The sequence below is a fragment of the Pelomonas sp. Root405 genome, assembly GCF_001425165.1.
Classification (GTDB): Bacteria; Pseudomonadota; Gammaproteobacteria; order Burkholderiales; family Burkholderiaceae_C; genus Pelomonas.
Map to the genome: position 1 here is coordinate 1 of NZ_LMDU01000015.1, position 11456 is coordinate 11456.

The 11456-nt window shown below is 66.3% G+C and carries 12 protein-coding genes; 2 read left to right on the plus strand and 10 right to left on the minus strand.

The window, feature by feature from the left end; genetic code table 11:
• Window positions 1–282 precede the first annotated feature (282 nt).
• The 5 genes from ASC81_RS21560 to ASC81_RS21580 form a co-directional block, all read right to left on the minus strand.
• The gene (locus ASC81_RS21560; protein ID WP_056271915.1) at window positions 283–1794 is read right to left on the minus strand and encodes a tripartite tricarboxylate transporter permease; all 1512 of its coding nucleotides are present in this window, start codon (window positions 1792–1794) and stop codon (window positions 283–285) included.
• Window positions 1795–1801: 7 nt separating this feature from the next.
• On the minus strand, window positions 1802–2266 hold the full coding sequence (locus tag ASC81_RS21565) for a tripartite tricarboxylate transporter TctB family protein (RefSeq protein WP_056271918.1): 465 nt from the start codon (window positions 2264–2266) through the stop codon (window positions 1802–1804).
• Between the two features lie 95 nt (window positions 2267–2361).
• Window positions 2362–4146, minus strand: coding sequence for a GspE/PulE family protein (locus ASC81_RS21570; protein ID WP_056271919.1), 1785 nt, complete (start codon window positions 4144–4146; stop codon window positions 2362–2364).
• Between the two features lie 12 nt (window positions 4147–4158).
• The gene (locus ASC81_RS21575; protein WP_056272511.1) at window positions 4159–4935 is read right to left on the minus strand and encodes a spermidine synthase; all 777 of its coding nucleotides are present in this window, start codon (window positions 4933–4935) and stop codon (window positions 4159–4161) included.
• Between the two features lie 15 nt (window positions 4936–4950).
• A complete protein-coding gene (locus tag ASC81_RS21580; protein WP_369820870.1) occupies window positions 4951–5511 on the minus strand; it encodes a DNA-deoxyinosine glycosylase in 561 nt (186 codons plus the stop codon).
• A gap of 43 nt (window positions 5512–5554) precedes the next feature.
• Here ASC81_RS21580 and ASC81_RS21585 point away from each other — a divergent pair, with 43 nt between their 5' ends.
• A complete protein-coding gene (locus ASC81_RS21585; protein ID WP_056271922.1) occupies window positions 5555–6376 on the plus strand; it encodes an MOSC domain-containing protein in 822 nt (273 codons plus the stop codon).
• Here ASC81_RS21585 and ASC81_RS21590 read toward each other — a convergent pair.
• Genes ASC81_RS21590 through ASC81_RS21605 form a run of 4 tightly spaced genes read right to left on the minus strand, consistent with a single transcriptional unit; the run spans window position 6373 to window position 9981 of the window.
• Window positions 6373–7182 (minus strand): TatD family hydrolase, encoded by an 810-nt coding sequence (locus ASC81_RS21590; RefSeq protein WP_056271925.1) that lies wholly within the window; start codon window positions 7180–7182, stop codon window positions 6373–6375. The genes ASC81_RS21585 and ASC81_RS21590 overlap by 4 nt on opposite strands.
• Before the next feature lie 15 nt (window positions 7183–7197).
• Window positions 7198–8055 carry a formyltetrahydrofolate deformylase gene (purU, locus tag ASC81_RS21595; protein ID WP_056271928.1) on the minus strand — a complete coding sequence of 286 codons (858 nt, stop codon included), beginning with the start codon at window positions 8053–8055 and terminating at the stop codon, window positions 7198–7200.
• Window positions 8052–8732, minus strand: coding sequence for a lipoprotein-releasing ABC transporter ATP-binding protein LolD (gene lolD, locus ASC81_RS21600; RefSeq protein WP_056271930.1), 681 nt, complete (start codon window positions 8730–8732; stop codon window positions 8052–8054). Before lolD ends, purU begins: the two co-directional genes overlap by 4 nt.
• Complete coding sequence (locus tag ASC81_RS21605) at window positions 8725–9981, minus strand: lipoprotein-releasing ABC transporter permease subunit (RefSeq protein WP_056271934.1); 1257 nt, start codon at window positions 9979–9981, stop codon at window positions 8725–8727. Before ASC81_RS21605 ends, lolD begins: the two co-directional genes overlap by 8 nt.
• Before the next feature lie 88 nt (window positions 9982–10069).
• On the opposite strand from ASC81_RS21605, the gene ASC81_RS21610 reads away from it, so the two are divergent.
• Window positions 10070–10603 carry a phosphoglycerate mutase family protein gene (locus ASC81_RS21610; protein WP_056271937.1) on the plus strand — a complete coding sequence of 178 codons (534 nt, stop codon included), beginning with the start codon at window positions 10070–10072 and terminating at the stop codon, window positions 10601–10603.
• On the opposite strand, the gene ASC81_RS21615 is transcribed toward ASC81_RS21610, so the two are convergent.
• A complete protein-coding gene (locus tag ASC81_RS21615) occupies window positions 10600–11439 on the minus strand; it encodes an HDOD domain-containing protein (RefSeq protein ID WP_056271940.1) in 840 nt (279 codons plus the stop codon). The genes ASC81_RS21610 and ASC81_RS21615 overlap by 4 nt on opposite strands.
• Between the last annotated feature and the right edge of the window lie 17 nt (window positions 11440–11456).

Below are 11456 nucleotides of genomic sequence, written 5' to 3' on the forward strand. Positions count from 1 at the left end.
CGCCGCAGAGCTTTTCAGCTCCGCCCCACCTCTCACCCCTTGCTCGTCCCGTGTCCAGAACCGGCGCCTTGTGATCAGCGAAGCCCACGACTGTAGCACCGAAAATTCAAGCCGTGCAAGCGGTTCACGAAGAATTTCGCTGTCCCGCATCCGAGCCCGAATTCTTCATCTACCGGCACGACTGAGCATGAGTTGCATCACCACCAAATTGTTGGCCCAGCCCAAGCCAAAGAAAGGGCGCCGCAGCGCCCCTTTCTGAACCAAGATGACCTCTGAAAGAGATCAGGTCTCCTCCTGGAAAGCCTCTTGGCGCTTGCTCTTGATCGACGGCAGCATGACGACCACGATCATCAGCGCAGCAGCAACCAGCAAGCCAGCCGACAAGGGGCGCGTCACAAAGGTGCTCCAGTCCCCGCGCGCCAGTAGCAGCGCTCGACGCAGGTTCTCTTCCATCATCGGACCCAGGATGAATCCAAGCAGAAGCGGCGCTGGCTCACAACTCAACTTGTAGAACACGTAGCCGAGCAACGCGAAGCCTGCCGTCATGAAGACGTCGAAGCTGTTGTTGTTCAGCGAGTAGGTGCCGATACAGCAAAAGACAACGATCGCGGGGAAGAGGAAGCGGTAAGGCACCGTCAGCAGCTTGATCCAGATGCCGATCAGCGGCAGGTTCAGGATGATGAGCATCAAGTTGCCCAGCCACATCGATGCAATCAGACCCCAGAAGAGTTCAGGGTTGCTCGTCATGACCTGCGGGCCGGGCTGGATGCCCTTGATCGTCATCGCACCGACCATCAGAGCCATCACGGCATTGGGCGGGATGCCCAACGTCAGCATGGGAATGAAACTGGTCTGCGCTCCGGCGTTATTGGCGCTCTCCGGGCCTGCCACCCCCTGGATGGCGCCCTTGCCGAATGGCACGCGTGGGTTGCGGTTGATCTTCTTTTCCAATGTATAGGCCGCGAATGACGCCAGCAGCGCACCGCCACCTGGAAGCACGCCGAGGATCGAGCCCAGTGCGGTACCACGCAACACCGACGGCCAAGCGTCCTGGAAGTCCTCGCGCGTTGGCCACAGACCTTTCACCTCTTTGGTGAAGACCTCGCGGTTCTCTTCCGGCTGGCCCAGATTGGCAATGATCTCGCCAAAACCAAACACGCCCATGGCGATGATGACGAAGCCGATGCCGTCAGTCAGTTCGGGGATGTCGAAGGAAAACCGCGCGGTGCCAGTGATGACGTCAGTGTTGATCTGACCGATCAACAACCCCAACACAATCATCGCGATGGCCTTGATCAACGACCCTGACGCCAGCACCACAGCGCCGACCAGGCCCAGCACCATGAGCGAGAAGTATTCGGCCGAGCCGAACTTGAAAGCCAGCTCCGTGAGCGGTGGCGCAAAAGCGGCAATGATGATCGTGCCCACACAGCCGGCAAAGAAACTGCCCAGGCCAGCGGCGGCGAGAGCCGCGCCCGCGCGGCCGCGGCGGGCCATCTGGTAGCCGTCAATGGCGGTCACGACCGAGCTCGATTCGCCCGGCACATTGATCAGGATGGCCGTCGTCGAACCGCCGTACTGCGCACCGTAATAGATGCCGGCCAGCATGATGAGGGCAGGTGTGGCGTCCAGCGCATAGATGGACGGCAGCAGCATCGCGATGGTCGCGACCGGCCCGAGGCCAGGAAGCACGCCGATCAGCGTACCCAGCACCGTGCCGAAGAAGGCGTAAAGCAGGTTCTGCAGCGTCAACGCTGTCTGGAACCCGAGACCGAGGTTATTCAACAGATCCATGGCAGCCTCAGCCGTTGAAGTAGATGGGCCAGAGCGGGATGGTCAGCTTGAGGCCCACGATGAAGAGTGCCCAGCTGCCGAACGTCAAGATGACGCAGCTGATCAACACATCTCGCCAATGGAACTCCTTGCCCGCCAGAGATGCCAATGTGATCAGCAACGGCAGCGTACAAGCCAGGCCCAGACGCGGTAGCGCAAGACCGAAGAACGTGATCGAGCCAATGATGACCAGCAATGGCCGCCAGGCAATGTCGCCGACGGGGTCGCCGCCTTCCGCCTCCACGGTCAGCGCCGTGAACAGCACAGCGCCGCCAAACACGGCCAAAAGAATGCCGAGGCCAAAAGGAAAATAACCGGGCCCTGGTCGCGCGGACGTGCCGAAGGAGTACTCAGTCGCACCCCACGCAAAGCCCACACCGACCACCAGGAACATCAGCCCGGACCAGAAGTCCCGCTGGCTCTTGATCTTCATCGCTTTTTGTCTCCAGCACGCCGCGGGAAGGCGCGCAATATCGTGGCGGCGATTCTGTCAGCGGGGACCTAGCTCAGGCCTGTGGATTACACGTATCAGCCTTCCCAAGCCGGCGTGCTGCGCAGCACCTCTTCCACCGTGGTCACCCCTTCCGCCACCTTCATGGCACCAGCCAGGCGCAGTGGGCGCAGACCCTCTTGCATGGCCTGGCGGCGCAGCGCCGTCAGATCACCCAAGGCGCCCTTGACGCCCTCACTGACTGTCAACAGCTCGTACAGACCAGCGCGGCCGCGGAAGCCGGTGTTGCGACACTCCAGGCAGCCAACGGGCTTGTAGGGTTTGACGCCGCCACCTAAGCGCCAGTGGCGCACCAGATCGTTGAGGCTTTCGCGCGTGACGAGCGGGTCCGGCTGCTTGCAATGTGGGCAGAGCGTTCGCACCAAGCGCTGCGCCAGCACGCCAATGACGGTCGCGCTGATCAGGTAGCTCGGCACACCCAGGTCCATCAACCGTGTGATGGCCGACATCGAATCATTGGTGTGCAGTGTGCTGAAGACGAGGTGACCCGTCAGCGCAGCCTGGATGGCCATCTCGGCCGTCTCCAGATCGCGGATCTCGCCGACCATGATGATGTCCGGATCCTGCCGCATCAACGCGCGCAAGCCTTCGGCAAAGCCAAAGTCGAGCACGTTCTGCACCTGGGTCTGGTTGAAGGACGGCTCGATCATCTCGATCGGGTCTTCGATGGTCGTCACGTTGACTTCGTCCGTCGCCAGGCGCTTGAGCGTCGAGTACAGCGTCGTCGTCTTGCCGCTGCCCGTCGGGCCGGTGACAAGGATGATGCCGTGGGGCTGCTTGACCAGTTGCTCCCAACGGTCCGAATCATGCTGGCCAAAGCCCAGCGACGACAGGTCCTTGACCGCCGTGTCGGGGTCGAAGATGCGCATGACCATCTTCTCGCCGAAGGCCGTGGGCAGCGTCGACAGGCGCATCTCTACTTCGTCTCCGCCCGGGTTCCGCGTCTTGATGCGACCGTCCAGCGGGCGGCGCTTCTCGACGACGTCCATGCGTCCCAGCAGCTTGATGCGCGACGTCATCGCTGCCATCACCGTGGGCGGCAGTTGGTAGACCGTGTGCAGCACGCCGTCGATGCGAAAGCGGATGACGCCCATCTCGCGGCGCGGCTCCAGGTGGATGTCACTCGCGCGCTGGTCGAAGGCGTATTGCCACAGCCAGTCGACCACCTGCACGACGCCTTGGTCGTTGGCGTCCAGCTGCTTGTTCGTCTTGCCCAACTCGACCAGTTGCTCGAAGCTCGCCACCTGGCTTTGCTCGCCCGCCTTCGCCGCCGCGCGGACCGAACGCGCCAGCGTGAAGAACTCGGTCGTGTAGCGCGCGATGTCCAGCGGGTTGGCGACGACGAGCTTGATGGGCTTGCGCACATGCGACTCGATCTGCGCGACCCAGCCCGTGTCGAAAGGCTCGGACGTTGCGATGGTCACGTCGTTCAGGCCGAACTGCACCGGCAGGCAGCGCTTCGCCTCCGCATAGCCGATGGACATCACGTCGCCCACGCGGCCGACATCGACTTTCAGCGGGTCGATGCGCAAATAGGGCAGGCGGGCGCGCACGGCCAGCCACTCGGACAGCGCATCGACATCCAGCGGCTTGCCCGTCGACAAGCGCACCAGGCTGGCATGGCCCAGGCGCACCAGCGGGTGCAGGGCACTGTCGCCAGCCGCAAAACGCTGCTCGGTGCGCTGCACCTGCGGCTCATCGATGAGGCCATCCTCCAGCAGCCAGTGCAGCATCTGACGCCACTCCAAGCGGCCATCGGACTTGGAGGCGGGGGCCGCAGAGGGCTTGGGCTTGGTCGTCATCGAAGGCTGGTTTCAAAGTGCGTTGAGGATGCTCATCGGCAGCGGCCTGACAAGCCTGAGCCATTTGCCGGCCGGCAGCTTGAAGCGCGATTCGATATTAGCCGCGCGCTGTTCCAGCACGTCGCGGTGCGGCACCTGGATGCCGCGCGCCGCCACGACGATGGTGTTGCCTTCCTTGGTGGGCGCGAGGCTCCAGACCTGGTCCGAGCCAAAAGCCCTGGCGATGCGCAGGGCGCTGCGCGCAAAGCTGGCGCTGCGGCCGAAGAGGTTGACCGTCATCAGCCCGCCCTCCGCAAGCACGCCGCGGCAGGCGACGTAGAAGGCCTCGTCGTCCAGCACCGGCGCGGCGGCATCGTGGTCATAGAGATCGACATTCAACACATCGACGGTCTGCAGATTGGCGTCGTCATTGACCCAGGCCGCAGCGTCGCCGTTGACCACATTCAGCCGCGCATCATTGACCGGCAGGCGGAACCACTGCCGGCAAGCAGCGATGACCTCCGGGTTGATCTCGACCGCCGTGGTGCGCATCTTCAGCTGGCCATGGCTAAAGCGCGTCAGTGCAGCCGCGCCCAGCCCCAGCTGCACGGCGTGGCCCTCACCCAGCAAAGCCGGGTCTCGCCACAGCATCCATGCACACATGCGCTGGATGTATTCCAGCTCCAGCTGATCCGGCTTGCGGATGCGCATGGCGCCCTGCACCCAGATGGAATCCAGGTGCAGAAAGCGCACGCCATCAAATTCGCTCAGCGTGGCCGGGCCCCAGGTCTGCGGCTGTGTTCTTTTCATGGGCGGCATCCTAGGTCAGGCCAGATACCGCGCAAGGGCGCCGCGCCAGGCTTCGATCTTGTCCGCGAGCCTCATGCCCGCATGCGCCGGGCTTGTCGACGGCAGGCGCAGCACCGGCAGGCCGGGCTCGCCAAGCGCCGCCAGCGCCTGGTGGTGGGCCAGCGCACCGTTGCAGCCGATCACACGCAGCCCGGGCAGGCGGGCTACAAGCTCCTTCAGATCGCTAGGCTCGACATCCTCGATGGCCGTGTCCAGGCTGCCCTCTCTCCGGCAGGCCGCCACGGCATCCCACAGTGCGACGCGGTGCTGGCGCAGCGCCTGCAGACGTTCGGCATAGGGCCGGGTCGCCAGGTCCACCTCGCCGATCAGGGCGGCCATGAGCGGCCAGAAGGCATTGCGTGGGTGGGCGTAATACTGCGCCGCCTGTAGCGAGGCGGCACCGGGGAAGCTGCCCAGGACCAGCAGCCGCGCGCGGCTATCGAAGACCGGCGCCAGGCCGACCAGACGCCGCTCGGACTCGGGGTTTGCAGGATTGGCGGGGCAGGCCGGTGACTGGGACGATGTGGGGAGGTTCAAGGAAAGGATGCGAAATGAACGCTCTTGTGGTACTCCGGACATCATGGCCGATCTGATCGCCCGCATTGCCGGGCTGTGGCGCTACCCGGTCAAGTCCTGCGCCGGCGAGGCGATCGAGACCCTGACGCTCGGCGCCGATGGCTGGCCCGAAGGCGACCGCGGCTGGGGCATCGCGGATGCGGGCGGCGAGCTGACCTGGATGGGTGCCCACCCCCGCCTGGCGCTCGTCAGCGCGCGCAGCATGCCGGCCGGTCTGGCGCTGGAGGTCGACGGCCGCCTGCTGGAGGTCGGCGCGGACAGCAGCAGCGCTGTGACCGTGCGCGCCTGGAACGGCGAACGCCAGGACTTCGACCCGCTCGCCGCCTGGGATGCCGGCGACGATGCGGCGGCACTGCTGCGGGCAACCACCGGCGAGCGACTGCGTCTGGTGCGCCTGAGCAGCGAAGCCCAGCGTCGGCCGGGGCTGAATGCACTGCACATCGTCGGCGACGGCTCCATGCAGGCCTGGGCAGACGAACTCACCCAGCCGCTGACCGGCCTGCCTCAGCGCGTGCGGCCGAATCTGCTGCTGAGCGCCGAAGACGGCGGCACCCTGCCCGCTTTCATCGAGGACATCTTGACCGAGGCCCGCATCGGCGACCTGAGCATGACGCGGACCACCCCCTGCGTGCGCTGCATCATGCCAACCATCGACCCGTCGACCGCCATACCCCAGCCACCTGCGTTGGAGTCGCTGACCCGGCTCAGCGCCGAACGGGCGCCCGGCGCACCGGTGCAGTTCGGCATCTATGCGCGGGGCAGCGGCGCGGGGGTGCTGCGCTTGGGTGACCGGGTCGCGCTGACGCTCGACTTTGACGACGCCTAAGTCAGCCGCGGCAAGGCGGCGCGGGCATTGGCGCTCGTGATCGTCGCCGTGTGCTCCACCGTCCAGCCACGCAGCTCAGCCAGGCTTTCGGCAATGCGCGGCAGCTCGGCCGACTCGTTGCGCGCCTGGCCCGGGTGGGCCTCGCGCTCTTCGGCCGTCTTGTAGAGCCAGTGCGGAGGGATGTCCGGCGCGTCGGTCTCCATGACCAGTGCCGTCTCGGGCACTTGTGCCGCGATGCGACGGATCTGCAGCGAGCGCTCGAAGGTCAGCGTGCCGCCGAAGCCGAGCTTGAAACCGAGGTCAATGAAGGCCTGCGCCTGCTGCTCGCTGCCGTTGAATGCATGCGCGATGCCGCCGTGCGGGAAGCCGACGCGGCGCAAGCCCGCCAGCAGCTTGTCGGCGCTGCGTCGCACGTGCAGCAGCACCGGCAGGCCGGCGCGCTTGGCGATCTTCAGCTGCTCGACGTAGAAATGCTGCTGGGTGTCGGGGTCGATGCCTTCAACAAAATAGTCGAGCCCGATCTCGCCGACGGCCACGAGGCGCTGGTCGTCAGCATGCCTTTCGAGCACCTCGGCGACACGGTTCAGGTCGCCGGGCGCGGCGCCCATCACGCACAGGGGATGAATGCCCAGCGCATAGCTCAGGCCGCGCGCGTGGGCGAGCTCGCGCACCCGCTCGAGGTTGTGCACGTTGACCGCCGGGATGACGATCTGCAAGACGCCAGCTGCTCTGGCCCGGGCGACAACGGCGTCACGGTCGGCATCGAACTCGGCCGCGTCGAGATGGCAGTGGGTATCGATCCACATGCCTGACGTTCTATCTCAGCGGAAGACGACCGTGCGGTTGCCGTTGAGCAACACCCTGTGCTCGGCGTGCCACTGGATGGCCCGCGCCAGCGCCACACATTCCATGTCGCGGCCGATGCCGACGAGCTGCTCGGGCGGCATGCTGTGGTCGATCCGGGCGACCTCTTGCTCAATGATCGGACCTTCGTCGAGGTCGCTGGTCACGTAGTGGGCCGTCGCACCGATCAGCTTGACACCGCGCTCATAAGCCTGGTGATAGGGCTTGGCGCCCTTGAAGCTCGGCAGGAAGCTGTGGTGGATATTGATGGCCCGGCCACTCAGGTCTTGGCACAGCTCCGGCGACAGGATCTGCATGTAGCGGGCCAGCACGACCAGGTCGATCTGGTTGTCGGCGATCACTTCACGGATCTTGGCTTCCTGCGCGGCCTTCTGCGCGTCGGTGGCGCCGAGCAGCGGGAAGTGATGGAAGGGAATGTTGTGCGACGCCGCGAGCTGATAGAAGTCGCGGTGGTTGGACACGATGGCCGGGATCTCCACGTTCAGGTGCCCGGTCTGCACCCGGAACAGCAGGTCGTTCAGGCAGTGGCCCAGCTTGGACACCAGCAGCAGCACACGCGTCTTGCGGGCGCGGGCCACCAGCTCCCAGTCCATGCCGAACTCATCAGCCAGCGGCATGAAGACGGCCTGCAGCGCGCTCTCGTCGGCCGCCGCCTCGAACTCGATGCGCATGAAGAAGCGAGCATGGTCAGCGTCGCCGTGCTGGTGCGAGGTCAGGATGTTGCCGCCCTGCTGCAGCAGTACGCCGGTGACGGCATGGACGATGCCGGCCCGATCCGGGCAGGAGAGTTTGAGTACGAAACGTGGGTGTTTCATGGGGTTTGAAATTGCCCCGCAACCAGCTGCAGCTGCCGGTCGCAGCGCGCCGCCAGGTCGCGGTCGTGGGTGACGAGGACGAATGCGGTGCCCAGCTCGCGTGCGCGCTCCAGCATCAGTGCGAACACGGCGTTGGCGGTGTCGCGGTCGAGATTGCCGGTGGGCTCGTCGGCCAGAACGCAGGCCGGCCGCGTGACCAGCGCGCGCGCGATGGCGACGCGCTGGCGCTCGCCGCCGGAAAGTTCCGACGGGCGGTGCATCACGCGGTCCTTCAGGCCGACCCGGGCGAGCATCTCGGCCGCCGTGGCGCGCGCATCGGTAGGCGCCTGGCGGCGGATACGCAGCGGCATCGCCACGTTGTCGAGCGCGCTGAACTCGGGCAGCAGATGGTGGAACTGGTAGACGAAGCCCAGGTGCTGGTTGCGCCAGCGGCCTCGCTCGGCCTCGTCCATGTCCGCCAACGCACGGCCCATCAGCGTGACCTTGCCCGAGGTCGGCGCGTCCAGTCCACCGAGCAGGTGCAGCAGCGTGGACTTGCCCGATCCCGAAGCGCCGACGATGGCCAGCGTCTCGCCGCGCGAGACATGCAGGTCGACACCCTTGAGCACCGTCACATCGAGGCCGCCTTCGCTGAAGCGGCGGGTCAAACCAGTCGCTTGAACAATCAACTCACTCATAGCGCAGCGCCTCCGCCGGTTGTACGCGGCTGGCGCGCCAGCTCGGGTAGAGCGTGGCGAGGAAGGACAGCACCAGCGACACCAGCGCGATCGGCACGATGTCGGCGCGCTGCGGGTCGCTGGGCATCTGGCTGATGACGTAGATGCTGCCCGGCAGGAAGCTGACGTTCAGCAGGCCCTCGATGGCCGGCACGATGACGTCGACATTGAAGGCCACCAGCAGCCCCAGCCCCACGCCGGACAGCGTGCCGATGACGCCCGACACGGCGCCCTGCACGATGAAGATGCCCATGATGGAGCGCGGGCTGGCGCCGAGCGTGCGCAAGATGGCGATGTCGCTCTGCTTGTCGGTCACCGTCATCACCAGCGTGGACACGAGGTTGAAAGCGGCCACGGCGACGATCAGCGTCAGGATGATGCTCATCAGGCGCTTCTCGATCTGCACGGCGTCGAACCAGTTGGCATTGGCGCGCGTCCAGTCGCGCACCATAATGCCCGGGCCCATGGTGCTTGCCAGCTCACCGGCCACGCGGCGCGCCTGGTGCACGTCCCGCAGCTTGAGCTGCACGCCCGTCGGACCCTGGGTGCGGAAGAGTCGGGCCGCATCGTCGACATGGACCAGCGCCAGGCCCGAGTCGTACTCATAGTGGCCGGCGCTGAAGGTGCCCACGACATTGAAGCTTTTCAACCGCGGCAGCACGCCGGCCGGCGTGACCTGGCCACCAGGCGCCACGACGGTGATCTTGTCGCCCTCGCCGACACCCAGCTGGCGCGCCAGTTCGGCACCCAGCACGATGTTCCACGCACCCGGCTGAAGCTTGGCAAAGGCGCCATCCTTGAGCTGCGCGCCCAGGGTCGTCACGCTGGCTTCCTCGGCTGGTGAGATGCCGCGCAGCACGGCGCCGCGCATGTCTTCGCCGCGGGCGATCAGCCCCTGGCTGGCGATGAAGGGCGCCGCGCCGATGACCTCCGGGTTCTCGCGCGCCTTGGCCGCCGTCGCCTGCCAGTCCGGCAGCGCCTGGCCGCTGTAGTCCAGCAGCTCGACGTGGGCGATGACGTTGAGCATGCGGTCTCGCACCTCCTGCTGGAAGCCATTCATGACCGACAACACGATGATCAGCGCCGCCACCCCCAGCGCGATGCCCAGGATGGACACGCCCGAGATGAAGCTGATGAAGCGGTTGCGCCGCCCGCCGCGGCCGGCGCGCGTGTAGCGCCAGCCGACCTGGAGTTCAAACGGCAGATGCATGGGGCGGTGGGCGGGGGTGCAGCATGGGGCCGGCATGGTAACTGGCGCGCCCTGGCGAGAATGGGCCGAACCTCCTTCTGGAATCGCGATGAAGCCCTTGTCTGTCCTGCTGCCGGCGTGTCTGCTGACATTTGCTCTGGCCGCCCCCGCCGCGGCCCTGCCCGATCTGGTCGTGCTGGTGCGTCACGCTGAACGCGCCGCCGAGCCCGCGGGCGACCCGGGCCTGACGCTGGCTGGCGAGCAACGGGCCGAGGCGCTCGCGCAGGCGCTGGCCGGCCTGCGCGTGAACGCCATCCTGACGACGCAGTTCCGGCGGACGCGCGACACCGCCGCGCCGCTGGCCAAGGCGGCGAGGCTTCAACCGCAAGTGGTGGACGCCAAGGGTGCTGCCCATGTGCAGACTGTGACGGACGCGGTGCGCGCGCAGACGGGTGTCGTGCTCGTTGTCGGCCACAGCAACACCGTCACCGCCGTGCTGCATGCGCTGGGCGGCCCCAAGCTGGCCGACCTGTGCGAGACGAGTTTCCACAACGCCTTCGTCCTGCAGCCCGGCGTTGAGCCGCGCTGGGCTCGGTTCAGCTACGGCGAACCCAGCGCCGCAGCGGCGGCGGGCTGCCTCTAGTGCAGCATCTGCTCCACCTCGACCGCCGGGTCGCCGATGGCGGCGATGCGCGCGGCCAGCAGGTCCAGGTCGAGGTGCAGATGCTCGATCAGCTCCGGCACGGCCACCTTCAAGGCCTGCACCGGGTCGTCGTGATGCTCGGCCGCGTCGGCCAGCACCTCGGCCACATGCAGCACTGCAGCGATCAGTGAGAACGGGCGGATCTCGAGCGGCGCGTTGGCATCCTTGAAGGCCTCGACCAAGGCACGCGGAAACTGCCAGTGCGCCGCCAGCGATGCCGTCACGTCGGCATGGGTGCAGCCAAAGCGATGCTCCTCCAGCGAGAAGCGGCTGCCCGGCTCGGCCGCATGCGCCTCAACGTCGGCCACCAGCTGCGGCTGGTCGATGGCCATCAGCAGTTGGCCAGTGCGCAGCATCAGGCCGGCGAGATAGGCGGTGTCGCTCGTCGTCGCGTCGGCGCCCAGCATGCGGGCGAGGATGCGCGCGTAGTTGGCGGTGGCCACGCTGTGACGCCAGAAGGTTTCACGCTCCAGCCCCTGCACCTTGGGGAAGGCGCCGCTCAGACAGGCCGCCATGGCGAGGTTGCGCAGCGTCTCCAGGCCGAGTGCGTGGGCGGCGTCGACAACCGTGGCGATCTGGTGCGAAGGGCTGTAGTGCGCCGTGTTGGCCAGCCGAAGCACCTTGGCGCTCAATGCGCCGTCCTTCTCGATCAGCGCGGCCAGATGGCTCAAGCCGACCTTGTCGTCATCGAAGCTCTTGAGCAGCCGCGCCGCCACCTCGGGCATGGTCGGCAGGGCGTTGTGCTTGACGAAGAAGCGTTCCGCAGCAGCAGTCATCTGGACCTCCGCAAGGC